Origin of the sequence: Paenibacillus odorifer (genome assembly GCF_000758725.1) — a bacterium.
Lineage (GTDB): Bacteria > Bacillota > Bacilli > Paenibacillales > Paenibacillaceae > Paenibacillus_AQ > Paenibacillus_AQ odorifer.
Genome location: NZ_CP009428.1, coordinates 5,179,040 through 5,205,778 on the forward strand (window position 1 = coordinate 5,179,040; position 26,739 = coordinate 5,205,778).

The 26,739-nt window shown below is 43.7% G+C and carries 25 protein-coding genes; 4 read left to right on the forward strand and 21 right to left on the reverse strand.

Features of this window, described 5'->3' with window-relative positions; genetic code table 11:
• Nucleotides 1–245: 245 nt before the first annotated feature.
• The 10 genes from PODO_RS22695 to PODO_RS22740 form a co-directional block, all read right to left on the reverse strand.
• On the reverse strand, nucleotides 246–1,517 hold the full coding sequence (locus PODO_RS22695; RefSeq protein ID WP_170914265.1) for an adenosylhomocysteinase: 1,272 nt from the start codon (nucleotides 1,515–1,517) through the stop codon (nucleotides 246–248).
• A 101-nt stretch (nucleotides 1,518–1,618) separates the two neighbouring features.
• The gene (gene bshC, locus PODO_RS22700) at nucleotides 1,619–3,250 is read right to left on the reverse strand and encodes a bacillithiol biosynthesis cysteine-adding enzyme BshC (protein WP_038572869.1); all 1,632 of its coding nucleotides are present in this window, start codon (nucleotides 3,248–3,250) and stop codon (nucleotides 1,619–1,621) included.
• 230 nt (nucleotides 3,251–3,480) lie between these two features.
• Complete coding sequence (locus PODO_RS22705) at nucleotides 3,481–4,401, reverse strand: ABC transporter ATP-binding protein (protein ID WP_036683682.1); 921 nt, start codon at nucleotides 4,399–4,401, stop codon at nucleotides 3,481–3,483.
• Nucleotides 4,398–5,393, reverse strand: coding sequence for an ABC transporter ATP-binding protein (locus PODO_RS22710; RefSeq protein ID WP_036683686.1), 996 nt, complete (start codon nucleotides 5,391–5,393; stop codon nucleotides 4,398–4,400). Before PODO_RS22710 ends, PODO_RS22705 begins: the two co-directional genes overlap by 4 nt.
• Nucleotides 5,394–5,404: 11 nt before the next feature.
• On the reverse strand, nucleotides 5,405–6,340 hold the full coding sequence (locus PODO_RS22715) for an ABC transporter permease (RefSeq protein WP_036683689.1): 936 nt from the start codon (nucleotides 6,338–6,340) through the stop codon (nucleotides 5,405–5,407).
• A gap of 3 nt (nucleotides 6,341–6,343) precedes the next feature.
• Nucleotides 6,344–7,276 carry an ABC transporter permease gene (locus PODO_RS22720; protein WP_036683691.1) on the reverse strand — a complete coding sequence of 311 codons (933 nt, stop codon included), beginning with the start codon at nucleotides 7,274–7,276 and terminating at the stop codon, nucleotides 6,344–6,346.
• Nucleotides 7,277–7,497: 221 nt separating this feature from the next.
• Nucleotides 7,498–9,207: a peptide ABC transporter substrate-binding protein gene (locus tag PODO_RS22725; protein WP_036683694.1), complete on the reverse strand. Its 1,710-nt coding sequence runs from the start codon at nucleotides 9,205–9,207 to the stop codon at nucleotides 7,498–7,500.
• 150 nt (nucleotides 9,208–9,357) lie between these two features.
• A complete protein-coding gene (locus PODO_RS22730) occupies nucleotides 9,358–9,744 on the reverse strand; it encodes a DUF3397 domain-containing protein (protein WP_036683696.1) in 387 nt (128 codons plus the stop codon).
• Nucleotides 9,745–9,765: 21 nt separating this feature from the next.
• Nucleotides 9,766–10,728, reverse strand: coding sequence for a ketopantoate reductase family protein (locus PODO_RS22735; RefSeq protein WP_038572872.1), 963 nt, complete (start codon nucleotides 10,726–10,728; stop codon nucleotides 9,766–9,768).
• Nucleotides 10,729–10,835: 107 nt separating this feature from the next.
• Nucleotides 10,836–11,486 carry an RsfA family transcriptional regulator gene (locus PODO_RS22740; protein WP_036683702.1) on the reverse strand — a complete coding sequence of 217 codons (651 nt, stop codon included), beginning with the start codon at nucleotides 11,484–11,486 and terminating at the stop codon, nucleotides 10,836–10,838.
• Between the two features lie 345 nt (nucleotides 11,487–11,831).
• Between PODO_RS22740 and PODO_RS22745 the strand changes: the two genes are divergently transcribed.
• Nucleotides 11,832–12,068: a DUF2626 family protein gene (locus PODO_RS22745; RefSeq protein WP_036683705.1), complete on the forward strand. Its 237-nt coding sequence runs from the start codon at nucleotides 11,832–11,834 to the stop codon at nucleotides 12,066–12,068.
• A gap of 167 nt (nucleotides 12,069–12,235) precedes the next feature.
• Entirely contained in the window at nucleotides 12,236–13,336 is a 1,101-nt protein-coding gene (locus PODO_RS22750) for a coiled-coil domain-containing protein (RefSeq protein WP_036683942.1), read from the forward strand.
• Here PODO_RS22750 and PODO_RS22755 read toward each other — a convergent pair.
• Nucleotides 13,328–14,554, reverse strand: coding sequence for an extracellular solute-binding protein (locus tag PODO_RS22755; protein ID WP_038572874.1), 1,227 nt, complete (start codon nucleotides 14,552–14,554; stop codon nucleotides 13,328–13,330). The two genes, PODO_RS22750 and PODO_RS22755, sit on opposite strands and share 9 nt — an antisense overlap.
• A 208-nt stretch (nucleotides 14,555–14,762) precedes the next feature.
• A complete protein-coding gene (locus PODO_RS22760; protein ID WP_036683710.1) occupies nucleotides 14,763–16,094 on the reverse strand; it encodes a PhoH family protein in 1,332 nt (443 codons plus the stop codon).
• Between the two features lie 107 nt (nucleotides 16,095–16,201).
• On the opposite strand from PODO_RS22760, the gene PODO_RS22765 reads away from it, so the two are divergent.
• On the forward strand, nucleotides 16,202–16,777 hold the full coding sequence (locus PODO_RS22765) for a YhcN/YlaJ family sporulation lipoprotein (protein ID WP_036683713.1): 576 nt from the start codon (nucleotides 16,202–16,204) through the stop codon (nucleotides 16,775–16,777).
• A gap of 56 nt (nucleotides 16,778–16,833) precedes the next feature.
• On the opposite strand, the gene PODO_RS22770 is transcribed toward PODO_RS22765, so the two are convergent.
• The 6 genes from PODO_RS22770 to PODO_RS22795 form a co-directional block, all read right to left on the reverse strand.
• Complete coding sequence (locus PODO_RS22770; RefSeq protein ID WP_036683715.1) at nucleotides 16,834–17,286, reverse strand: pyridoxamine 5'-phosphate oxidase family protein; 453 nt, start codon at nucleotides 17,284–17,286, stop codon at nucleotides 16,834–16,836.
• Nucleotides 17,287–17,387: 101 nt separating this feature from the next.
• Nucleotides 17,388–18,488 carry an LCP family protein gene (locus PODO_RS22775; RefSeq protein WP_036683718.1) on the reverse strand — a complete coding sequence of 367 codons (1,101 nt, stop codon included), beginning with the start codon at nucleotides 18,486–18,488 and terminating at the stop codon, nucleotides 17,388–17,390.
• Nucleotides 18,489–18,570: 82 nt separating this feature from the next.
• Nucleotides 18,571–18,867 (reverse strand): YlaH-like family protein, encoded by a 297-nt coding sequence (locus PODO_RS22780; protein ID WP_036683721.1) that lies wholly within the window; start codon nucleotides 18,865–18,867, stop codon nucleotides 18,571–18,573.
• A gap of 129 nt (nucleotides 18,868–18,996) precedes the next feature.
• A complete protein-coding gene (gene typA, locus PODO_RS22785) occupies nucleotides 18,997–20,838 on the reverse strand; it encodes a translational GTPase TypA (RefSeq protein ID WP_036683723.1) in 1,842 nt (613 codons plus the stop codon).
• A 205-nt stretch (nucleotides 20,839–21,043) separates the two neighbouring features.
• Nucleotides 21,044–21,553: a hypothetical protein gene (locus tag PODO_RS22790; RefSeq protein ID WP_036683726.1), complete on the reverse strand. Its 510-nt coding sequence runs from the start codon at nucleotides 21,551–21,553 to the stop codon at nucleotides 21,044–21,046.
• 221 nt (nucleotides 21,554–21,774) lie between these two features.
• Complete coding sequence (locus tag PODO_RS22795) at nucleotides 21,775–22,434, reverse strand: TerC family protein (RefSeq protein ID WP_036683728.1); 660 nt, start codon at nucleotides 22,432–22,434, stop codon at nucleotides 21,775–21,777.
• A gap of 172 nt (nucleotides 22,435–22,606) precedes the next feature.
• Between PODO_RS22795 and PODO_RS22800 the strand changes: the two genes are divergently transcribed.
• Nucleotides 22,607–23,299: a TerC family protein gene (locus PODO_RS22800; protein WP_036683731.1), complete on the forward strand. Its 693-nt coding sequence runs from the start codon at nucleotides 22,607–22,609 to the stop codon at nucleotides 23,297–23,299.
• Nucleotides 23,300–23,365: 66 nt separating this feature from the next.
• On the opposite strand, the gene thiI is transcribed toward PODO_RS22800, so the two are convergent.
• From thiI to PODO_RS22815, 3 genes are all read right to left on the reverse strand, one after another.
• Nucleotides 23,366–24,652, reverse strand: coding sequence for a tRNA uracil 4-sulfurtransferase ThiI (thiI, locus tag PODO_RS22805; protein ID WP_080742568.1), 1,287 nt, complete (start codon nucleotides 24,650–24,652; stop codon nucleotides 23,366–23,368).
• Nucleotides 24,653–24,655: 3 nt separating this feature from the next.
• Nucleotides 24,656–25,807 (reverse strand): cysteine desulfurase family protein, encoded by a 1,152-nt coding sequence (locus PODO_RS22810; protein ID WP_038572878.1) that lies wholly within the window; start codon nucleotides 25,805–25,807, stop codon nucleotides 24,656–24,658.
• A gap of 82 nt (nucleotides 25,808–25,889) precedes the next feature.
• Nucleotides 25,890–26,594 (reverse strand): lytic transglycosylase domain-containing protein, encoded by a 705-nt coding sequence (locus PODO_RS22815; protein ID WP_038572880.1) that lies wholly within the window; start codon nucleotides 26,592–26,594, stop codon nucleotides 25,890–25,892.
• Between the last annotated feature and the right edge of the window lie 145 nt (nucleotides 26,595–26,739).

Sequence of the window (26,739 nt, forward strand, 5' to 3'; positions counted from 1 at the left end):
TCCCCGAATCCCCACTTTACCCCACTTTTCACCACTTAAGCATAATAGATTCGCCATTAAAAATCAAAAACCTTTTTCTGGCCAAGGAAATTTTTCCTAAATCAGATAGCTCGTTTCCCGAAAAACATTTCTCCACAGAAAAAAGCCATACAATCGGAATCTTGTCCGTTGCATGGCTTTGTTAAAAAAGTTGCTTCAGTTCAAGGTACACTGGTTAATACACTTTATTGTTATGCGTTCAGTTATTAATCGTTCAAATTCCAGCTGTCCAAATAATCCACTTGCGCCGGAGTCAGGCTATCGATGTTAATGCCCAGACTTTCCAGCTTATAACGTGCTACTTGCTCATCCAGCTCATAAGGAACATTCTCAACTTTTACGCCAATGCTCTTATAATTATCATTTACATATTTCAGCGACAGCGCCTGGAGCGCAAAGGTTGTATCCATAATTTCAGCAGGGTGACCATCAGCAGCACCCAGATTTACAAGTCTGCCTTCGGCAAGCAGATATAATTTACGTCCGTCACGAAGCTGGTACTCTTCGATATTTTTGCGAACGGTACGTTGGGATACGGATCTTTCCGACAACTCAGGCTTATTCACTTCAACGTCGAAATGGCCCGCGTTGCACATGATCGCTCCATCCTTCATCACATCATAATGTTCACCGCGAATTACATAACGGTTACCAGTTACTGTAACGAAGAAATCACCAACCTTAGCTGCTTCCAGCATTGGCATTACTTCAAAACCGTCCATATGTGCTTCAACGGCTTTAATCGCATCAACTTCTGTGACAACCACTTTTGCTCCAAGCCCTTTGGCGCGCATGGCAACACCTTTACCACACCAGCCGTAACCGACAACAACTACTGTTTTACCCGCTACGATAAGGTTGGTTGTGCGAATAATTCCATCCCATGCCGATTGGCCAGTGCCATAACGGTTATCAAACAAATATTTGCAGTAGGCATCATTAACCGCGACCATTGGGAACTTCAATACGCCTTGCTTTTGCAGAGCTTTTAGACGAATAATCCCGGTTGTTGTTTCTTCAGCACCCCCGCGAATATTCTCCATCAGATCAGGACGCTCCGAATGCAGCAATGTAGCAAAATCCCCACCGTCATCAATAATCAAGTCCGGTTTGCTCTCCAGTGCCTTGATATTAAGGGCTTTAAATTCTTCAGGAGACGGATTGTATTTAGCAAATACTGTGATTCCATCCTCCACAAGCGCTGCACATACATCATCCTGTGTAGAAAGTGGATTCGAACCTGTAATGGTTACATCTGCACCACCAGCTTTGACAACCTTCGCCAAATAAGCGGTTTTAGCTTCCAAATGCAATGTGATCGATACTTTCAGACCTTTAAATGGCTGTTCTGCTTCAAACTGCTCACGAATACGGTTCAGTACCGGCATATGCTGGCGAACCCAGTCGATTTTCAAATGCCCTTCCGGTGCGAGTGACATATCAGCCACGATACTATTTTGTTTAGATGAACTCATTATGAAACCTCCTAAAAGTTTGTGAGCGTTACTACATTGAATCTACTTCGTACAAAACTTGCTTCGTAAGCATACGCTTTGTTTTGTGGAAAGCGATACTTCCATTACATATAAATGATGCGATGTGTTCCACTGTAATCCGGTTCAACCGTCATTAGCTCATCCAGCCAAACAAGCCCGTACCGGTTCAAGTAATACATGATATTGTACACTCTTTCCTGCAGTTTACCCAGTGGCATTAATGACAGCTCGATTCGCTCCCATTGCCGGATTGCAGCTTCGTTCTGTTTTGCCATTGCATCTTGGGCTTTCGCCTGTAAAAAAGTAATCTGATCTAGAATCTTCTCTTTATTGTTATTCCCCAGCTTAAGCAGACCGGCCTGAACCGTTCCAAGCTGCTCAATCAGCGGTTCGTACATGGCGGCAAATGAGGTTTTGGTTTCTTCAAAACGGCGTTCAATCCCGAGCTCATCCTGTGCGGCCAGCCATTCATGTCTTTTATGATCCAGTCCTTGTCTTACATCCTCAAAGCTAAGTTGATATTTGTCCATATGCTTGTGCAGCGTACCTTCTACGACAGTAAAAGACATTCTAGGGATAATTAACGGCATTTCTCCCCCAATGGTCTCAAACGCACGGCGCGGAATGGCCCAGTAAGCAATCTCACCTTGACCCAGCACCGTTGCCAGAACAGGCAGCACATAATCCTGCATAAGTGGACGTGTCAGCACATTGTTGCTAAAGCGTTCCGGATGTGCCTGCACCTCCTCAAGTAATTCATCACGGGTAAAGGATACCTGACCCTTGCGATCCGTAAAGATTCCGTCCTTCTTGTGAAGCAGAAGCCGTGTACCTTCATGAATATAAAAGAGGTTGGCATTGCCAGCTGTAACATCAGCCTGAAGCTCATATCCAGCGCCCACAATATCAGAAGCAGAATTCATATACGCTGTTTCCAGTGCATCATTCTGCATAATTAGCGAAGTGAAAAATGGCTGTTCTAACTTACGTAAGTTGGGATCAGCAGAATCAAGCAGAATCAGACCAAATTTACCAAATAATGAACCCATCAGCTTGGCAAATGCATCCGTCATACTATCAGCTCTAAAAGAAGAAGTGCGAATGAATTCCATGATCTGCGGCTTAAAGTCGCTTTCCTGAAGCAGACCGTCTAACTGTTCTACTACCTGCTGCCAGCTTTCCTCTTCTACACGAATATCACTTACTGAGGAGCGTTTCTCTTCTGACTTTTCTATCTTAATCTTAGTAATCTCCTGCGTACGATTCAGTACATACGTATGATTCACTTCATCCCAGTCATGATCTTCACCTGCAATCCAGAATAAAGGAACTACAGGTCGGCCGAGTTGTTCAGCTGCTTCTTTTGCCGCCATAATGGTAGTTGCAGCTTTATATACCACTAACAGGGGTCCAGTAAATAGTCCGCTTTGCTGCCCACCTGTCACCACTAATGTCCCCGGCTGCTCTAAGAGCGCCAGCGAAGCCATCACCGCATCATGCGAATTATGCTTTTCATTATATTGTCGTAGACACCCAGCAATCTGAGTCCGGTCGGCACGAAGGCTTTCTCTGCTATCTAGCCAATCGGCCCGTCTACTTCTACTTTCTTTATTGCGGAAATCCCCACCGTACAAATGACTAACCTTTTCAAAATGATCTATATAGTCGCGCGAGAGTGCAGATCCACCCTTGAGCGGTTCCGTTACAATATTCATTTGCTAGTGCCTCCAGTTCTACTAAGCAGTTATATGTAAATCCAAGTTGATAAAAACTCTCTATGATTGTATCCAAAGTCAGGAGCCGCGTCAAAGCAAAACATGTCTTGATATCAGCAACACAGGTACAGCCAACTGTTCAATTATACTATAAAATCATTAAATAATATCCTAAATACATACAAGAGGCGAGAGCATAATGCTCCCGCCTTTGAAAACCTAAGTATAAATTATGCGAATTTTTTGCTGACAAAGTGGCCTTTAGATACTTCTACTAATTCAAAGTCACTGTCATTGGTCTTATCGTTAGCAGAATAAATAGGGCTGCCAAGCTCATCATGCAAGTGAATACGTTTTTTGTTAACTTCAATTTCCGGGTCCGGAACTGGAATAGCCGACAATAGGGATTTAGTATAAGGGTGGATAGGATTTGCATATAGCTCTTCACTTTCCGCCAACTCAACCATTTTACCCAAGTACATAACTGCTACGCGATCACTGATATGTTTAACCATGGACAGATCATGCGCGATGAAAAGATAAGTCAATCCCAGACGATCTTGCAATTCTTTAAGCAAGTTAACGACCTGAGCTTGAATGGATACGTCAAGTGCGGAAATCGGCTCATCACAAACGATGAACTTAGGATTAACCGCTAACGAACGGGCAATCCCGATACGTTGACGTTGTCCACCGGAGAATTCATGCGGATAACGGGTTGCATGGTCATGATTAAGACCAACCATATCCAGCAGTTCTTCAATCCGTTTCTTACGTTCTGCACGGCTGCCAGCCATTCCGTGAATGTCCAGTGCCTCGCCGATGATATCAGAAACCGTAAACCGCGGGTTAAGCGATGCGTACGGATCTTGGAAAATCATTTGCATGTCACGGCGCATAGCCTTCATTTGATTTCCAGGTAATTTATAAATGTCTGTACCATTATATTTCACACTTCCAGCAGTTGGCTCATACAAGCGAAGAATCGTACGTCCAGCAGTAGTCTTACCACAACCGGACTCACCTACCATCCCAAGTGTCTCGCCCTCACGGATCGTGAAGTTAATATTATCAACAGCCTTAAGAACCTTACCTTTACCTACATTAAAATATTTCTTAAGACCTTCTACCTCTATTAGGTTCTTACTCAAGAGTACTGCACCTCCTTGGCCATCGAATGCAGATTCCAGCAACGCGCCATATGCGTTTCGCTGAATTCTGTGGCGCCGGGATCGATTTGTTCGCACACATGCATCGCTTCATTGCAACGAGCAGTGAACGGACAGCCGATCGGCGGCTTGATCAGATCTGGCGGTGTGCCGATGATCGGAATAAGCGGCTCGCCTTTCTTTTGGTCCAGACGCGGCATTGAGCGCAGCAGACCTTTGGTGTATGGATGTTGTGGATTTTTAAAGATTTCCCATCTTGTTCCGGTCTCCACAACCTCACCTGCATACATTACAATCACCCGATCACACATGCCAGCAACTACGCCGAGATCATGTGTAATCAGAATAATGGAGGTACCTAGTTTTTGCTGCATCTCTCTCATAACTTCCATGATCTGCGCCTGAATGGTTACATCTAGAGCCGTTGTAGGCTCATCCGCTATCAGCAAAGCCGGACGGCAAGCTAACGCGATTGCGATCATTACACGCTGGCGCATACCGCCTGAGAATTCGTGGGGATATTGGTTAAAGCGAGCCTCCGCATTTTTGATGCCTACTAATTTCAACATCTCCATACCTTGCTTTTTCGCTTCGGCCGCTGACATTTTCTGATGTTTAATCAAAACTTCAGTGATCTGTTTGCCCACTTTGATGGTTGGGTTCAGAGAAGTCATCGGGTCTTGAAAAATCATGCCAATATCTTTACCGCGAATAGATTCCATTTCTTTCATGCTTTTGTCTAGCAGATTCTGTCCTTGAAAAATAATTTCTCCCTTTTTCACTTTAGAAGGTGGAGAAGGGATCAAACGCATAATCGATTGAGCAGTTACACTCTTACCGCTGCCGGACTCGCCGACGATGGCAACCGTTTCGCCTTTGCCAATTTCAAAATTCATACCACGGACAGCTTGTACTTCTCCGCCCTTAACAAAAAAGGAAATATGCAAATCTTTGACTTGTAAAATAGGTTCCATCCATATTCCTCCTATTTCTTCAGCTTAGGATCAAGCGCGTCACGAAGACCATCACCGAAAATGTTGAAAGAAAGCATTGTTAAGCTGATTAGGATCGCAGGGAACAAGAAGCGCCATGGATAATACAGCCAGCCGGTGAGTGAGTCATTGATCATCGATCCAAGTGAAGCAACAGGAGCTTGTACACCAAGACCCAAGAAGCTTAGGAAGGCCTCAGCAAAGATAGCATTTGGTACAGACAGTGTAATGGTTACGATAATCGGACCAACCGCGTTCGGCAGAAGGTGCTTGAACAACAGTCTCGCAGAACCAGCACCCATGGAACGGGACGCCAATACGAATTCGCGATTCTTGAGCTGCATAATTTCTCCACGCACAATCCACGACATCGTAATCCAGCCTGTAATGGTTAGAGCTAGGATGATTGTTCCAAGACTTGGCTCAAGAACGACCAAGAGCAAGATTACAACCAGCAAATATGGAATAGAATACAAAATTTCAGAGAATTTATTCATAATATTATCTACACGGCCGCCGAAGAAGCCCATAATGCCTCCGTAGATAACACCGATGAACAAGTCGATGGCTGCCGCAGCAAGACCAACGATCAAGGAGATCCGTGCACCGTACCAAGTACGAACAAAGATATCACGACCAAGATCATCCGTTCCAAACCAGTGATCGGAGGAAGGGGGCTTGTTGGTGCTCATCAAATCATTAGAATAATAGTTATATTTCGAGATAAAAGGTGCAAAAATCGCTGCAAGTACAATCAAACCCAGGATACCGAGCGCAGTCATCGCCATTTTATTTTGACGCAACCGTTGCCAAGAGTCTTTCCAAGCAGAGAGACTCTCACGCTGGATAACTTCGGCTTCTTTTTCATCCACACCGACTTTTTGAAAATCTTCCGGTTTTAGATTTAGCAAGTTATTTTCAGTAGCCACTCTTTAGCCCTCCTTTCCTCCACTTAATTTCATACGTGGGTCAATCAATACATAAGCAATATCAGTAATAAAGCGGGCAACCATGAGTAATACACCATAGAAAATGGTTATCCCCATAATAACGGTATAGTCACGGACACCAATCGCTTCCACGAACTGTTTACCAATACCCCCAACACCAAAGATCTGCTCGATAACAACCGAACCAGTTACGATGTTAGCTGTCATTGGACCCATATAAGTAACAACAGGTAGAATTCCGTTACGAAGTACATGACGGCTCAGAATAGCCATCCAGCTCAATCCCTTTGCTTTAGCCGTTTTGATATAATCCGCATTCAAAACTTCAAGCATGCTTGAACGGGTCAAGCGGGCGATAAAGGCGATCGGCTGTGCCGAGAGCGCGGCCACGGGTAAGAAATAATAGATTGGCCCTTTAAAACCTGAAACCGGTACCCAACCCAGTTTGAAAGCAAATACGTACTGCAGTAATGACGCGACTACAAAGCTCGGAACCGCAATCCCCAGAACTGCCAGCACCATAGCTGCGCTGTCAATAAACTTTCTGTGATAGAGTGCCGCCAACATGCCGAGAAATACTCCGACAATAACCGCCACAACGATTGCGACGAGTCCCAGCTTCAGCGACGCTGAAAAGGTTTGACTGATCAAATGTGATACATCTTGATTTAGGCGTTTCATTGAGACACCTAGGTCACCTTGGATAATATCACCTAAATACTTAAAATACTGATGAGAGAGCGGCTTGTCCAGACCATATTGTTCCATCAGACGTGCTTTAATTTCTGGCGGTACCTTCTTTTCAGAAGTAAACGGATCCCCCGGAATAGCTTTCATCAAGAAAAAGGTAGCTGAAATCAATACAAATAGAGAAACCAACATATAGAAAAACTTATTTGCGACATAACGAACCATCCCCATCACACCTCCTCCGACAATTTTTGATACACATAATAATGATTTTATGAAAAAAACGGATTTTTGTCTATTTTCTATATATGTTATTAATAACATTAATTAACAAATAGACAGGAGTACAAAAAAAAGGGATATATATGGAATTCCACATATATATCCCGAAGTATTCTGCAACTTCAGTCAACTAACTATTCTGTTGTAATTACTAAAGCAATATCTTAGTGCTCAAGCAAGTATCCGCGAGTCAAGTCAATTGCACCACTAAAGTCAAGAGTAACACCTTTAAGGTACTCTTTAGTCAGGGAGTTGTTAGTGTAGTAGTACAAAGGAATCAGAACCATATCTTGCTCGATGAGCAATTTTTCAGCTGCAGCAAACTTTTCTTGACGTACTGCCAAGTCAGTGCTTGTTTTAGCTTCGCTGATCAATTTGTCATACTCAGGGTTAGCGTAACCAGTATCATTGTTACCGCCACCTGTTACCCACATATCAAGGAAAGTCATTGGATCATTGTAATCCGCAGTCCAACCAGCACGAGCAACTTGGTAGTTCAGGTTTTGACGGTTTTCAATAAATACAGCCCACTCTTGGTTAACGGTTTGTACGTCGATACCAAGATTGTTTTTCCACATATCAGCAATCGCCAAAGCGATTTTCTTGTGACCTTCACTTGTGTTGTAAGTCAGGGAGAATGTAGGCAGTTTATCCATACCTTCTTCTTTCAGACCTTCAGCAAGCAATGTTTTAGCTTGTTCTAGATCTTCAGTGAAGTAGCTATCTTTAACTGCTGTACGGTATTCACCATCAGCACCAGCGATACCTGGAGGTACAAAACCGAATGCTGGGAATTGTCCACCTTGAACTACATTGTCAATCAAAGCTTGGCGGTTAAGCGCCATTGCAAGAGCTTTACGGATTTTAGCGTTTGTAAATGGTTTTTCAGTGATATTGAATTCGTAGTAGTATACGGAAGCAATACCTTTACGGCTGAATTCGTTAGGAAGTTCTTTTTGTACGATTGGAATTTGTTCTGATGGAATTTCACCAGTTGGTCCGCCCGCACGATCATATTCACCGTTCTTGTAGCTGAGCAGTTCAGTTGCACCGCTGTTTACAAGGGAGAAATCGATAGCGCTAAGTTTAATGGAATCTTTATCCCAGTATTTATCGTTTTTAGTTACAACAAGAGTTTGACCAGTAGTCCACTCAGTAAGAGTGAAAGCACCGTTAACGATCATAGAATCTTTGCTTGTTGCCCATTTAGGATTACTCTCAATGGATTTGTGTACAGGGTAATAAGTGTAGAAGGAAAGCAATCCAAGGAAGTAAGGAGTGGAGGATTCAAGAGTAACTTCAAGAGTTTTCTCATCAATCGCTTTGACACCTACTTGACTGAAATCAGTAATTTCCTTGTTGTAGTACTTTTCAGCATTTTTGATGTAGTACAATTGATAAGCGTAAGGCGCAGCAGATGCAGCAGCAGGATCGAGCACGCGTTTCCAAGCGCGAACGAAATCTTCTGTTGTTACAGGATCGCCGTTACTCCATTGTGAATCACGGAGTTTGAAAGTATATACCAGACCGTCAGCGGAAACTTCCCAGCTTTCAGCAACACCTGGTTCAGCTTGACCTGTTTCATCATTCATGCGAGTCAAACCTTCGTACATTGTTTTCAGGACAGTGTTAGCTTGGCTATCTTGCGCCAATCCTGGGTCAAATGTTGGAGGCTCAGAACTAAGGTTAATTCTCAATGTTTGGTCAGCAGCCAATTTTTCTTCTGTAGCTGCATTACCAGTTGCCGTGTTACCAGTGTTAGCATTGTTACCTTTATTGCCGCTGTTTGCATTGTTTCCGCCGCAGCCAGCAAGCACTGTGCCGATAACAAGTACTAATGCAATCATTAGCAATAGACTTTTACTCTTCTTCATCTAGCAGTTCCCCCTAAATAGAATGTGGTATATGGTTTATGATTATACAACCAGTGGTCAAAAAAATCTAGTGCAATGTTTTCAGAAAATATTTTTTTTTTAAAACTTTAAACTTTTGTGACGTTGACGCTTCACCGAAGCAGTGGAACGTTACATCGCTTGTGATATGTAGGTAATTAGCCCAACAAACATAAATAATAAATATCCGACGCTCATAAAAAAGAACGAAAGTCTCCAAACTGCCCGAAATAACCGCTTCCCATCTACCTTTCCTTTCATCCGATTTTGAGCTCCGCCAATCAGTCCAGCGGATATTAATACAATAATTAGTATAAGGTAAAACCCAAAACCGGAATTAAAGATGTTATTAAACAATGCGGAGACCGACAATAATAAAAAAAATGTGGTCACGTCCATAGCGAGCATAAAAGTTTTCTTTTTATCTTTTTTTAAGCCTTTTCCAATGAAAAAAACAATCAAAAACGGCACAATCGGAATAACGCTTAAAGTAATAACCGAATCCATCAGCAGTCCCATAGCTTCACCTCTCCCCAGAGATCATACCCCAATACCTTCTACTAATTGGCAGAGCCAGCGATTTAATGGTGCCGACACTCCAGATCGTTCTGCCATTTCTACAAGACTTCCATTGATCCAACGAATTTCTGTGGTTCTTGAAGCAAGTACATCTGCCAGCATAGATGAAATATTGCCAGACGTTAACCGGCAAACCTGAAGGATGTTATCCCAAGCATCCTTATCATAAGTAATTTCACAGAAATCATACACCATTGTTGCTTCTTCAAAAACTTCCTTCATTAATTGGAGGCGTTGCTCTGAAGACAGCAGCTCCCCATTTGGAATACGCCAAATCGCCGTGAGTGGATTAATAACGGCATTGATCAAGAGCTTCCGGTAAATCATGGTATCCACTTCATTCGACAAAAAGGCTGCGAATCCTGCCATTATGAGAACTTCTATTAAATTATTCGCTTTTAAATCATTATGTATGCTATGAGCTTGTCCATCCCCTGAGCTCCATTTTCCTATCCACACCTCCCCTGCTCCTGCATGAATGACCTCAGTTAATGATTTGCGCTTCGCAGCCTCCGTAGTCACAGCTACATATAAAGTGGCGTCCGGCAACAAGCCCCCCAACATCTCCATATGTCCTGTACCATTCTGAAAACATATCATATGTACTTGCTCTTCCTTAAGTAGGGATAGAAATTCAGGCAAATCATTATGTAGAGTATTCTGTTTAACCGTCACCACGATCCAATCACTCGGCTCTTCCAGATAAGCACCAGCGAACTCCCCTATTGGCGCGGATACAAACTGATCTTCCGAAATTGTTATCGGCTCGTGTTCATCCTCGTAGGTAACCGTTAAGCCATCACGCCCTAATCGTTGGCATTGTTCTATCCCTCGGCACCACAGTCTCACATCATTCCCGGCTTGGATCAATCTCCCTGCCAGCAGCAGCCCGAGTGAACCTGCACCAATTATATCAATTTTCATATAACCCTCCTGCTGATCTTAAGCACAATTTTTCTAAGTATACCAAAAACCCCGCAAGTGGTGCTTAAAAAGCAGACCACTTGCGGGATTGTTAGTTAACCTATCGTTTATTCAATGCGTTCTAAATTTCCGTTACCATCCATTTTGAAACGAGTCTTCATTTCTTCTTCTTCTTCATTTAAGAAAGCAAGCCTGCGAGCACGATCCATAATCTGAATTAAAGCTTTGTAATCATCGTTGACTACCCGGTAGTCGCTTTGAGCAAGATTAACCTCTTTAGACAACCGCTCATTCTCAGATCGTAATTCTGTTAATTCATCTTCCTTCTCGCGCAGGTCTCTTTCCAGCATTTTCAGCTGACGTCCTGCTTCCTGAATCGTACCCTTCCATTGCCTTAAGAAACGAATGACCGCATCGATGGATAATGTGTTTTCACTTAATCCCTCACCGCGTCCAAATTCCTCATCGACATCACCCAGAATCAGACCAGCTACTTGCGCTCCTCTTACTGACGGCTGCTTTTTCAGGTAGCTACGCTTTTGACGCTGCCCTTTAGCAATACCGATTGCACCTTCATAACTTTTCCGAACACAACTGTTCCAGCGGAATCCGCAAGCGGCCGAAGTTCTGCCGATTTTTTCACCCACCTCTTCAAAAGCGGCAAGCTGTGTGCTGCCCTCCCGAATGTGTCGCAAAGTTACTTCTGCCAATATTAGATCATCTTCTGCACTCCAAGCGTCCTGTCTAACGGCTGTCATAAAGCCAAACCTCCTAACAACGTCATGAAATAACCATCTCCATAACCGGCAGTTCTGCCGGGTAGTGAATAGGGATAAAAGCTGCTTACTCCATTTCTATGCTTCTCATAGAGTTCATAGAATCTATTTGATACTAATTTGTATTTCCATTATCTGCGTACATCATACGCATAAAACTATAAATTCTCTTTTTTAAAGCGCTAATCACTCAGGTCAATTATAAAAATCACATTTTTTGAAGATTAGTGCATTTTTTTCAATGAATTCGTTTACACATAATTATGTTGAGGGTATAATAAATCGAAGGAATATTCGTGAGATACATACTGGAAGGGGGACTCTCTCTTGGACCGCATGTTTCGGGTATTAGGTTTTTTCACATTAGCTATTGGATTGATGGCTTTCGCCGGAGGTCTAACAGAAATGGCCTTGCTTTTCTTTTTGCAAACAGCATTTTTCGTAATACTTGGCTATATGAAATTTACTGAAAAAACTTATGTTCTTCTCTTCTGGGCATACATGATTCTGACTTTCACCGGATTTAGTTATTGGACGATCTTTCAAATGGGTCTTCCACTATAAATTGCAGTACTCTTTTAGAGCGGATGAGGTCCTTATCTTATAAGGATCACTTCCGTTTTTTTGTTTGTATGCTATTTTAGAAGGGTTAAACATATTATTAGTACATACATATATCATTTCAAAAAAAAGGTGGTGGTGTGGTGCGCTCCCGCAATTTACAAAGCCGCATGATTGCAACCATACTAATTCTCTTCTGCTGTACTTTGTTTCCGTTACAACCTGTGAAGTATTTGTCTGCCGATCCTAGCGGTGATTTTTTCAACTCTGCTATACCAGATAATGAAGAAACCCGTAAACTACTTGAACAGACCTTGTCTTCTGCAGAAATTGAACGTGAAATCATCAAGATTACAGCCGAACAAAAAGCGCTTGAACAAAAGGTAGAAAGCTTGAACAGACAAGCTACCCAGAAAAAAACAGCCATTGCGGACCAACAGGAACGGGCAGGTGCAGTTGTGCGTTCTTATTATATGGGGGATAGAGATAATCTTCTGGTCGCGTTTTTTTCAGCAAAAAGTATCAGCAGATTCCTGGCTCTGTTCGATTATTATGAGATTATTATTGGGAATGACCGCGATATTCTCTCACAATATGAAGAACAATATAAGGATTTGAAGGATACCATTCAGACTGCGAAGCGAAACTCGGAAGAGCTCGCCCGGCTGCGCACGGCTCTGGAGGAACAGCAAGTTCGGGTAAACGCGCTCAACAAGGAAATTGAGGGTGGGATTAAAAATAGCAGCGATCCTGAAAATATGAGTACTCTACTTAAAGAATTCACATTATATTGGGAGAATATCGGCCTGCACGAGGTAAAAACATATTTCAAGGCGTTATCCTCCGCAATGAATAAACTACCACAGTTTGTTCAGAATCGAGAGGGTGTACTGACTCGAAAGGGAATGACTTATGAGCTAAACCTGAAGGAAGAGGATTTGAATGAATTTTTGCAATCACAGAATTCGCTGTTTAAAGACTTCGCCTTTCATTTCAATGACGGTTCAATTACTGCCACTGGAAAAAGCGGAGCGCTAGCTCTTTCACTGACCGGTCACTACACCATTCAGGAAGAACCGATCAACGGCCTTATATTCCAAGTCGATCATATTGTATTTAATGGTCTTGAATTGCCTGACACGACAAGAAAAACGTTGGAAGAAGAATTTGACTTAGGCTTTTATCCTGGAAAAATAGTATCTTTCCTTCGTGCCACGGCAGTAGATAGCCAAGAGGGCGTCTTGCATGTTAAGCTTTCCATTTCATTTTAGACCTTCTTTTAGATATTCTTTGTAGCCTTCCGCATCTATCTGCCCTGTTAATAGTAATGATACAGCTTCAACAACCTTACTCCAGCCGCCCTGTGACTCATCCTCCGGGGCGGTTTCTTCTGTCAGCAATAGCTCAACATCGAAAGGAAGTTTGTATTTAAAAGCATGCTCCGAACGATAAAGAACATCAAGCGCCGGCAAGCTCCCCGTATTCTCCAACCATTCCAGCTGAGCATCCTCTGAGGTGATAAAAGTCAGCCAATTCACAGCTTCCTTTGGACTTTGAGATTGAGCTGGAAGGGCAAAAGATCGACTGTAACAGGATTCAAACCCACCTCCGTTATTGGCAGTCAGCGCCGGAACAGCAGCAAGGGATGAATTACCATGCTTCTGCCACTCGGATAACGGTAAAGAAGCAACCGCGACACTACCTCCTTGTAGCATATCCCAGACATCTTTATTGTAGCGGCTGGTGAGATAAAAATAACTGCGGGCGTTCTGAGTCCAATTCAACACTTCTTGGTTATCTGCTAACAAGCTGCTATTCATGCTCTCCATTACCGCTGACAATCCATAAGGATTACGGGTATCCATCGCGAGTAAATATTTTCCTTGCTCTTTAAGCACATTCTGAAGCAGGATATTCCACTCTTCGAGGCTTTTGGGTAATGCATTAAAACCCAGCTCCGCCAGCCGTTGTGGGGAATAAACGAGCACGTAAGGATCTATATCTAACGGGACTCCCCAATTATATCCATTCCACTGCATCAAGGGGATCAACTGTGTTAACGGTGCACTCCCCGGAACGCTCTGATACACATCCATCGGCAATAAATATCCACGTGTGGCCCAGTCCAGTATGCTTCGTCCATCTGCCATGACTATATCCGGGCTGTCCCCGATCGTTAAATCATGCTTCAATACCTCATCGGCATCCTCAATATCCACATTGCTTAAAATAACCTTTACTCCACTTTCTAAGGTATAACGGTTGCTAAGGAGCTCCAGTTCACTAAATTCTTCGCTATTTAACGATACTCTTATATGTAAGCTATCTATAGTTCCCTCATCTCCGGAAGAGGGATTGGTCGACTGACTTTGCGGTCTTTTCATAGGACGTGGATCGTTACTGGTACTCAATTCCATACTAGGCGACAGGCTTGTCAGCGATAGTAGTAAAATTGCAAAAAGCAGCCAATAATTTTTGCGTTTCAGCACGATTTCCCACCTTCCCTTTTGATTGGTCTCCCCTATTTTACCAAACCCTCCGGTGCTTGTCTTTAGTTTGTGAAACCGTTCTCTTTCTATTATATGGGTGAAACGCTCTAAGAACCATAACCTCCTAAATTCCTCTGCCGTTTCTGGGCGGGCAGGAAAAAGCCGGGAGTGTTTGCTTCTCCCGGCTGAAAATTGGATTCATGAACGGCTAGAGTAGATCCGCGGCCAATTGCGCCAAGCGGGAACGTTCACCTTTTTCCAAAGTAATATGTCCGCTAATCCCTTGCTGCTTAAACTTCTCGACGATATAGCTCAGTCCGTTGCTCGCAGCATCCAGATATGGATGATCGATTTGCTCCGGATCGCCCATTAGAATGACTTTACTTCCTTCTCCCGCTCTGGAGACAATGGTCTTCACCTCATGACGGGAAAGGTTCTGCGCCTCATCAATAATAATGAACTGTGATGGGATTGAACGGCCGCGAATATAGGTTAAGGCTTCTACCTGTATACTGCCTAACCCCATTAAGATTTTATCGATATCGCCAGCTTTTTTGGTATCGAACAGGAATTCCAGATTATCATAAATAGGCTGCATCCAGGGTCTAAGCTTCTCATCCTTCTCACCGGGCAAGTAACCAATGTCCTTACCCATAGGAACAACCGGACGGGCGATAAGCAATTTTTTGTATTTATGTTCATCCTCCACTTTGAATAGTCCGGCTGCAAGCGCCAATAACGTCTTCCCTGTCCCAGCCTTACCCGTGATCGTTACGAGTGGGATTTCATCATTTAGCAGCAGCTCCAGTGCCATTCGTTGTTGAGCATTACGGGCGCTAATCCCCCAAACCGAATCATTGCCCAGATAGAGTGGCTCCAGACGTGTGGCATCACTATTCACTTTGAGAAGAGCTGATTTGCCAGTGCCAATCTCATCCTTGAGAATCACAAATTCATGAGGGTACAACGGATACGACAACGCGAGCTGTTTTACCGTCAGAGAGCGGTGACTATAATATTCATCAATCAATGCGGGATGCACCTGCAGAGATTGGTAACCAGTGTATAGTTCATTTAAGTCTCCAGTACGATCTGACAAATAATCCTCTGGCGTAATTCCAAGTACATCCGCTTTAATACGAACCAGTACATCCTTGCTCACAAGCACAACGGGACGCGGATCAGGCTTCTCATTCTCTTCATTCAAATAATTGAGCGCAACAGCCAAAATCCGATTGTCGTTAGACACCTCACCAAACATTTCCTGTACCTTCACAAAACTGCGATGGTTAAGTTCTACCTTCAGCTTGCCTCCATGCTCCAGTTCCACACCACTATGCAAATGACCTAGTTCCCGGAGTCCATCAAGCAATCGGGATACCGTACGGGCATTCCGACCGATTTCGTCAGCATTGCGCTTCTTGGAGTCGATTTCTTCCAGCACAACGGCCGGAATAACCACCTCATGCTCCTTGAAAGAGAAAATTGAATTGGGGTCGTGCAAAAGCACGTTGGTATCTAGCACAAATATCTTGTTCATATTATCCCCTCCACAGCGCCTGGTTTGATTGATCATACATAACTCTTTCCGCCAAGGGAAAAGATAAGGTACAGAAACGATTCATTGGCTGAAAGGAGTAATCACATATGAGAAAATCAATATGTCTGTTGCTGGTACTGCTGCTACTGACAAGCTGCGGTATCGCTAATAAAAAGACATCACCCTCTCCTCAGAATAAACAATCTGCGAATGCTGTAAAGGGTACGGGGAACCATGAGGTTCGGCAATTGTCCAATGATGGTGCGACTAATCCTAAAGCCACCTCAAAAGCTGGTCAAGCCGTCAATGTTAATGGAGAAAATGAAATTGCACTTAAGGATCATTTTGAACAGTTGGCCAAAAGAGTTCCCGGTGTAAATGGCGCACACTGTGTAGTCATGAACAAAGTTGCCATTGTTGGTCTTGATGTAGAAGGTTCTCTAGGCCGCTCACGTGTAGGAAGCATCAAATATTCTGTAGCAGAAGCTATCCGCAAAGACCCAAGAAGTGTACGGGCGCTTGTCACAGCGGATATGGATCTCTCCAGCAGATTAGCGGAAATGAGCCGCCATATCTCCAAGGGACATCCGATTTCCGGATTCTCATCCGAGCTGGCTGATATTATCGGACGAATCATGCCACAGCTGCCAGAGGATACCAAGCCGCAAAGAAATGCACAGTAGTGGATAAAGGAAAAAAGAAGTCCTTAGAATTCAAAAAAAGCCCAGTGATATTTTCACTAGGCTTTTTTCATGGCAGCAAATACTTGTCCGTCCAACTTCTCAGCGGCACGTCCATCATAAACTTTCGCATATCTTGGGGCGGAGTCAAGCTGCGCGCCGTAAAAAAGCGCGTTGCGGACCGCTTTAATTTCAACATCAAAACAGCACATCTTAAAGGGAACATCCTCTAGCGGGTCCTGCCTTACAGCAGCACTACCGTTAATGGCATAGACAGTTCCTTCACCAAACACAGTTATAGTTATTAATGGATTAACCTTCATATTATTCACAAGTCTTGAACGATGATCAATAGCCAAACGCACAGTACTAGGACTAACAGCATAAAGCCACGAAATAGCTGTGGATGTAGGACCGCCTGTCTCCGCATCAACTGTGTTTAGAAGAACAAAGGTTTCCGATTGCAGCATCGATAGCAAAGTTTCATTCAGCTGAGCAACGGCTTCGGACATAAGTACTGGCCCCCTATGCGACGTTAATTCATTCGATTTATTATATTATAGCACAGGCTGAAACTTGCATTCAATTTTAGCTATGGAAGATATTAAGGTCCTCAAGGCGCCTCAGCAGTTGTCGAATCAGCTCCAGTGGAAATTCCTGCAATTCGATCCTGCAAGCTTTTCTTAGCGGCCTCCAACTCCTCATCATTAATATATACATATGGACTTCGCCACGTACCAGTAACCGGCTTGAATTCGATATTCTCTTTGGAAATCTTCCAATACGTCGCAATCATATCTTTGATTTGCGAATTTTCGATATCTGTCTTCATGTTACTGTCCACTGCATCAAGCACCTTGCCGATTTTCAATACGCCACCAAGCGATTGCATCTGATCCACCAGACTGTTCAGGACTTCGTTCTGGCGTTTGTTGCGATCAAAATCATCTGAAGCGTTAGTCTTAGGCTTGCAATTGGATTTACGATACCGCACATAGTCCAATGCATTTTTTCCATCCAGCTCTGCCGGACCCTTTTTCAGATTGATATTCGTGCCGTCCACAGTGTCTGTATAACACATATTTTCACTAATATTTACTTCGACTCCCCCAAGCTCGTCCACCACATCCCGGAAGCCCTGAAAATCAAGAATCGTTGTATAATCTACATCAATGTCCAAATACTTACCCATCATCGTCTTCATCTCGTCTTCAGCCAGTAGACCGGAGGATTTCTCCTTACCCTTGAAGCGAGCATAAAATTCATTAATCTTCGTTTTCTTATAGCCGCTTAGCTCCACATAGGTATCACGAGGAAGCGAAACAATAGTCGCTGATTTGGTCTTAGGATTAAGTGCTGCAACCATGATTACGTCAGTCAAATAAGACTCGTGTTTAGGTCTGTTATCCGTTCCCAGTATAAGCATCGTCAGTGGCTTTTCTGAAGCGGATTGCCCTGGAGCAACCGTACCCTCAACCCCTGCATTAAATACGCCATGCTCAAGCTTCCAATACAGATAACCGCCATAACCCAGCACGCCGAGGATCGCAATAATTAGCAAAGTTAACAATACTCTAACTAATCTGCCAAAAAAACCTCTCTTTTTCACTTTCTTTTTCGTTTTTTTCTTAGAAACACCCTTCACAGGCTGTTTTCTATTAGTAGGTTGTTGCCCGTTTGCTCTTGGAGGTAAACCGCTGTTTCTTGTACTCATAATAGAATAAAGTCCTTTTCATTTCATTTAGAATTAGAATTGCTACATTAATTAGACGATCCTTAAGGTACAAAAGTTGCGATTACGATCTCTTCGCTGCTGCTGCGGCCTTTCTCTTCTGTCGAGCTTCTACTATATAACGTATCCGTACCATCAGCATTAATCCGACAGCAACCAACAGACACTGGATAATCGGAAGCTTATCATGTTGGAAAATTAGGAGCATGCCAGAGCCAATCGCCATCATTATGTAGAGCATGATTTCCTTGCCAATCGATAACTTTTGATTCACACGAAAGACTTGATTATAAACAAAAGTAAGCAATATAAAGATAACAATATAAGCGACGATTGGATGCTCAGCGAACCACACCTGCATAGATAACCGCACTCCTCCCAAATTTAAGATACGTTTACATTATATCATCAGTAGGGGAATTTTTTGTTTCTTATATTAAAAAAAGCCGCCGGATGCAATAATCCGGCGGTCTTATTCATAAGCATGTGTTTACGCGTTGGCTTGTGCTGTTTTACGTTGTTTCTCTACACGTTCGCGTTCGCCTTTGTTCAGAATCTTTTTACGCAAACGAATGGATTTAGGTGTAATTTCACAATATTCATCATCGTTCAAATATTCAAGTGCGCCTTCCAAAGAGAAGGTGCGTGGTGTCTTCATTTTTACAGTATCATCTTTGCCTGAGGTACGCATGTTGGTAAGTGCTTTTTCCTTACAGATGTTAACGATAATATCGTTATCACGGGTATGCTCGCCTACGATCATACCTTCATAAATTTCTGTACCTGCATCCAAGAAGAGAATACCACGATCCTCAACACCCACGATTCCGTATTGAGTTGTTGAACCAGTCTCACTTGCTACAAGCACACCTTGATGACGTCCGCCAACTTGACCAGCAACCAGTGGAGCGTAGCTGTCAAAAGCATGGTTCATAACGCCGTAACCGCGTGTCAAAGTCAAGAAGTAAGTGTTGTAACCAATCAAACCACGTGCAGGAATCAGGAACTCCAGACGTACTTGACCCGTACCGTTGTTAATCATATTGACCATTTCGGCTTTACGAGTACCCAGACTCTCCATAACAGAGCCCATGCTTTCTTCTGGAATATCAATCATTAGACGCTCAAGCGGCTCCATTTTGACACCGTCGATTTCTTTAATGATTACTTGTGGTTTAGAAACTTGCATTTCGTAACCTTCACGACGCATATTCTCGATCAGAATACCAAGGTGAAGCTCACCGCGTCCAGAAACGATAAATGCGTCAGGACTATCAGTTTCTTCCACTCGCAAGCTCACATCTGTTTCAAGTTCTTTAAAGAGACGCTCACGTAGTTTACGGGAAGTTACCCATTTACCCTCTTTACCAGCAAAAGGACTGTTATTCACTAGGAATGTCATTTGCATGGTTGGCTCGTCAATCTTCAGAACCGGAAGTGCTTCAGGGTTTGCAGGATCAGCAATGGTCTCACCAATGTTGATGTCCTTGATCCCTGCAATAGCAACAATATCCCCTGCGCCCGCTTGCTCTGTTTCAATACGTTTCAAACCTTGGAAGCCGAACAATTTCTCGATACGTGCAGTTTTGCTCTTACCATCACGCATAATAACTGTTACAGATTGACCTTGTTTGATCACACCGCGGTTAACACGTCCAATCGCAATACGACCCAAGTATTCGTTATAATCCATCAACGTTACGAGGAATTGAAGCGGTTCTTCAACACTTTCGGTTGGAGCTGGAATATGTTCAACGATGGTTTCGTAGAGCGAAAGCATCGTTTCATCTTGTTTCTCCGGATCCATGCTTGATGTACCATTAAGAGCAGATGCATAAACAACCGGGAATTCCAATTGTTCGTCATTTGCTTCAAGTTCGATGAACAAATCGAGCACTTCATCAATAACTTCCTTAGGACGAGCAGCTGGACGGTCAATCTTGTTCACGACAACGATCGGTGTAAGTTTTTGTTCCAATGCTTTACGCAGAACGAATTTCGTTTGCGGCATGCAGCCTTCATAAGCATCAACAACCAGCAATACACCGTCAACCATTTTCATGATCCGTTCTACTTCGCCACCGAAGTCAGCATGTCCAGGTGTATCCACAATGTTGATCAAAAACTCTTTATAAGTAATTGCTGTATTTTTAGCTAGGATTGTAATTCCACGTTCCCGCTCGATATCATTAGAGTCCATAGCACGTTCTTGCAAGTGCTCATGGGCGCTGAAGATCCCCGATTGTTGAAGGAGCTGATCGACGAGTGTTGTTTTGCCATGGTCAACGTGGGCAATGATCGCAATGTTGCGAATATCTTTTCTTGAATGCATGATTTGTATCCAAATCCTCTCATTTATCAAATTAAAACAGTTAAAATTCATAGCATGTCACGGCAGTCTCACAAAAGAAGCGCCAGGCAGAAAGCCGACGCTTCAACATAACATTAATATTATAGTGAAAGTACCATGAAAAGCAAGTCTTTTTATGAAAAAACAGTTACCAATTTCCGTTTTTTTTCACAAGATCCTACAGCAATTAGCTTCGATACCATCTATTCCGGCCACGTGCTCTGCCTCGACCTGTAATCAGCCAAATTCCTACAGCTATTAATACAATCCCGATCAGGTAGATCGCGCCGGTGCCCATAAGGCTGAAAATACAAAGTGCAAGGCTTAGTAAGCCTAATGTTACAGCAATTGCTGACAGTCCACCCGTCCGTCTTGGTTCATAGATAGAATATTCATACAAGCCCACGGCAAGACCAAGCAACAGCACAGGCCATAAGTTACTCATAAGCCCCCATCCCCAAATATTGCAAAGGCCAAACAACAAACCGTACACCGTTAATATCCCAGCAGGAACCAATACTGAGGCCGAAGCACGACGGCTGAAAAATAACATGTGCAGCACTATTCCTGGAATTAAAATCACTAGAGGCCAAAGCGCGCGGCCCAAAAATCCGAAGACGCCCAGCTTACCTAATAAAATCACGATGCCAGCAGCAACAATAAAAATTCCTAGCTGTATATCTTTCTTTGAAGACATCCTTCACCCATCCCTTCAATTTCACGTCTACCTCATTTCCTCGTCACCTTATAGCCTGAAAGCGACAGGATTCTTACTCATATATTATCCGAAACATACACAAAATGCCATCACTCCCTGTGATTAATCAGTGTCTATAAGCACTTCTGATCGCGAAAAAAAAAACGGACAATTCCAATTTATGGAGATGTCCGTTTAGTATTGCCTTTTATTGCAGTTTATTAACCTGCAGATGTTTTTCTGCGTTTAATTGCTCCCGTAACCACAACTAATATGCCTAAGGCAATGGGCAAAAAGGAATGTAAGGAGGGGAATAAAAAGGAGAGCATCGTCCCTAATTTTGCATCCTGAAGCAACATATCCCCTGCTGTAAACGCCAGTATATAAGCACCGATAAATACGAGCACTGGAAACCGGTGCAGCCAGCCTACAATGATGCCGCTTCCCCACACTACTATCGGAATGCTGAGAGCAATCCCGATGACAATTAAAGCTAAATCTCCTTTAGCTACTCCCGCAATGGCTAGTACATTATCCAGGCTCATAATAAAGTCCGCTACAAGAATCGTTCGGATTGCTTTCCAGACTGAGGAAGATTCCCTTACTCTGAGATCCTCCTCTTCCTCCAACAGCAGCTTGAACGCTATCCATAGCAGCAGCATCCCCCCTCCAGCCTGAATATAAGGGATTTTTAATAGCAATACCGCAACAAAAGTAAGCAAACACCGCAGAACAACTGCGCCTGCTGAGCCCCACCATACCGCAGTCTTTCGGTGCTTCGCCGAAAGATCCTTGCTGGCCATTGCGATAACCATTGCATTATCTCCGCTCAGCACCAGATTGATCATCAATATTTCACCAAGGAGCAATAATGAATCCATTCGCACTTACCTCCCCGAGTCACATGTAACTACTTGTATGTTCGGAAATGACAAGCTATGCTTCCTGTCCAACTTTTTTTGAGCGTGAACGCATGTTGGCTCCTTTTTTTGCGTATACAAAACTAAGCATATTTTGCAGCTCAATCTAACAAAACTTGGGAGTGACTTCGCTTTGAATACATCCATCTGGGAGTTTATATTATCGCTGCTCAACATTATTTTTCTAGATCTTATTCTGGCAGGAGATAATGCCATTGTGATCGGACTTGCAGCGCGTAATTTACCGTCCGACACGCAAAAAAAGGCTATCGTATTTGGAACAGCAGGCGCTGTAGTGTTGCGGATCTTCGCAACGATTCTGGTCGTATGGTTGTTGAAAATCCCCTGGTTACTGCTTGCCGGTGGGATTTTACTCATTCTGATTGCCTATAAGCTGTTAACCAGTGAGAACACTTCAACAGATATCAAGGCAGGTCAAAGCTTGTGGTCCGCTGTAGGTACAATCATTTTAGCTGATGCTGCCATGGGCCTTGATAATGTGATCGCCATTGCGGGAGCTGCCAAGCATAATATCTCACTGGTTATCATAGGACTGCTGATCAGTGTTCCCATCGTGGTGTGGGGAAGTACCCTTTTTATTAAATTAATCAACAAATATCCATGGATCATTTATATTGGTTCTGCTGTCTTAGGTTTTACTGCTTCAAGTATGATTACGGATGAACATCAGCTTGCGCCATTTTTTGATCATCATCCGCTGCTCAAATATCTGTCTATAATCGTGATCATTATAGGTATCTTGGCAGCGGGACATTGGAAACGCCAATCAAAACCAGAAGAGCCTCAGGAGGGCACAATCGTCTAAACCACAAAAAACTGCCTCAGAACGTAGATTTCACTACACTCCAAGGCAGTTTTTTGGTTTATTATTTTAGAACCATTCTTCCTGTAATCCCGCCTCGACACTTACAACATCACTAGGCTTCTCATCTCCATAAGGAGTGATTAACACGGTCTCTGTGGCTTCAATCGCCGCTTCCAGAAGTTCAGAATATCCCGGAAGCGTAGCCTCTATCTTATCCACAATCCGTAAATTCGGATTTGTTGTAGGTGATTTTGGAACAAATAAAGTACAACAATCCTCATAAGGAAGGATAGACAAATCATAGGTGCCGATGTTCTTCGACAGGTCCACGATATCACTTTTGTCCATCATTACCAGCGGACGCAGAAGGGGGAGGGTTGTCGCCCGGCCAATCACGTTCATGCTTGGCAAGGTCTGGCTAGCGACTTGTCCCAGACTATCCCCGGTTACAATCGCCAATGCACCTTCGCGCTCAGCAAGCCGGGTAGTAATTCTCAGCATTGCCCGCCGCATCAGTGTAATAATCAGATTATCCTGGCCGATGCCGGTAAAGGAAGTCTGCACTTCTGTAAAGGGTACCAGATGCAGCTTGATGACACCCGCATAACGTGACAATACCCGCGCAAGATCCACAACCTTTTGTCTAGCAAGCTCGCTTGTATAAGGATAACTGTAGAAATGCACGCACTCCACTTCAAGTCCGCGCCGCATGGATGACCAGCCTGCTACGGGACTATCAATGCCACCGGACAGCAATAACATCGCTTTTCCGTTAGTGCCTAATGGAAATCCACCTACACCGGCAATATTTTCACAGAAAATATAAGTATGTCCCTGACGAATTTCGACCCTCAGCTCTAATTCAGGCGATTTAACGTCTACGGTGAGGCCAGGATATCCTTGCAATAGTGGTGTCGCGATCAGTTTATTCATCTCAATGGAGCCGTAAGGAAACTCTTTCCATACCCGCCGAGCATTAACCTTAAATCTGGTGCCCGGAGCAGGCGCGATTATCTCCAAAAATTGACGGCTTACCGCTACAATATCCTCAAGCTCTGACTTAGAAACCTTCACTGGACTGACAGAAGCAATGCCAAAGACATTCTTCAGTGCTTGTACCAATTCAATCGCAGATTCCCCGTTCAGTTCCACGTAAATTCTTCCGAATTCCTTGCTCAGAACTACGTTTGGATAAGGCTTAATCAATTCCTTCACATGACGCAGTACGGTTTTTTCAAATCGGGTACGATTTTTGCCCTTTAAAGTAAACTCCCCAAAACGCAGGAGCAGCATATCAGCGTATTCTATACTATGGGCTCTGCCTTCTGCAGATTCCTTGTTCATCATGCTCATTTGTTACTTCATTCCTCCTTCAGCAATCTTTAAAGCTTGTACCGCAGTGGTTAATGCTTGCTCAAGCGCAGAGACATCCTCATTTGTATGACTGTCGCCAAGGCTAATACGAATCCCACCTAAAGCACTGGAGACATCTTTACCCATAGACAATAACACACGACTAGGCTCAGCCAGTCGTGAGGAGCAGGCCGAGCGGGTGGAGACTACCATCCCCAGTTCCTCCAGCTTGCGGGCGAATACCTCTCCCTTCATGCCAGGGTAAGAGAAATGCACAATATGGGGAGCTCCATCCTCTCTGCTGTTTATAACAAATTCAGGAACGGTGCGCAAGAAGCGTAATAATCGATCTCGGAGTGGAACCAACTGGGCAACGAAGGTTTCGCGCTGCTCACCACTCATGCGGATAGCTTTGGAGGATGCGACAATCGCAGGTACATTTTCAGTTCCAGCGCGTTGTCCTTCTTCATGAGAGCCCCCTGTAAGCAATGGGAATAGCTTAATTCCATCTTTGATATACAGTAATCCCACTCCACGTGGGCCTCGAAGCTTATGAGGAGACAGGCTATAAAGATCCACCTGCCAATCCTTTAGATTAACTGCAAGCTTACCATATCCCTGAACACCATCTACATGAAATAAGGTTCGCGGATTCACAGCTTTAATCAGCTTACCCATCTCTTTAAGCGGTTGTATCGTTCCAATCTCGTTATTGACATGCATCACACTAACAAGCACTGTGTCGCGCCGGACAGCAGCAGCTACGCGCTCAGGATCAACAACGCCAGTGCTATCGGGTGCTACAAAAGTAACCTCCCAGCCCATTCGCTGCAATTGCAGGAAACTCTCATATACAGAGGGATGCTCTATTTCTGTAGTTACCAAATGGCGGCCTCTAGACTGATATTGCAGAGCAGCGCCTTTTATCGCCAAATTATTGCTTTCCGTTGCACCAGAAGTAAATAGAATCTCCTGCGGTTGTACAGATAAAGCAGCAGCGCATACTTCACGCGACCGTCTGATCAGCTTACCCGCTTCACTGCCCGCACGGTGCAAAGAGGAAGGGTTCGCATAATGCAGCTTCATAATTTGTTCCATCGTCTGCACCACTTCTTCATAGGGCGGTGTAGCGGCGGCATAATCCCAGTAAAGCATATGTCAAATGTCTCCTTTACTTCGTTGAGTGAACTTATTATCGAAAAAGGATCAAACGGTGTTTCCCGTTTGATCCTTTTTATTATACCGCGTATTGAGCGCGAGCGCGTTCTATTTTGAAGATATAAGACTGTGTCTCTTTTGGAAGCAGGCTAAGTTTCTCCAATAATTCCTGATCATTGGTTACTCCAAGATCTGTTACCCGTCCCGGCCCTGCGTTGTACGCTGCAAGTGCCATCTTTTCCTCTCCGCCAAAGCGTTTCAGTTGATAAGATAAATAACGTACGCCGCCATCAATGTTTTGCGCCGGATCGAACGAATCAGTAACCCCTAAGCCGCTCGCGGTGCCATCCATAAGCTGCATTAAACCTTTAGCCCCTGCCGAAGAGACCACATTAGGATTAAACGAAGATTCAGTATCAATCACTGCTTTGATCAGATCAATCGGCACGCCATATTTAGCACTCGCCTTCTGGATGAGATCATCATAGCTTGTAGGTGTGGAACCCGTTATTTCCCCGGAAATTATGTTATTGAAGGTTTCTGTTGTCCCACCTATCTGCTGCCATAACAAGCTGCTGACAGAAGTTGCATCCGGGAGAGAGGTCAAATAGCTTGAACTTTCACTACTCGTTGACATTGCCTGAAGCATTGTCGCAAATCCAGAAGCTGAAACTCCCGTTGACCGTTCATTTCCATTCGCGGAGCTAGTTTTTTCGGTTGTAGCCTTAAGGTTGATCCATTTAAGCTGCCCTAACCCGTCGGTTACAGCGGGATTGATCTGCATGCTGGCGCACTCCTTTTTTTGTCCTACTCGAATCATATATAAGGTTTCGCGTTGAAATTTCGATGAATTACGGCTTAATCTTACATTTTATCTGAGATTATTGCTATATGTTGGAATGAAAAAACAGACTTCAGACCCTGATATT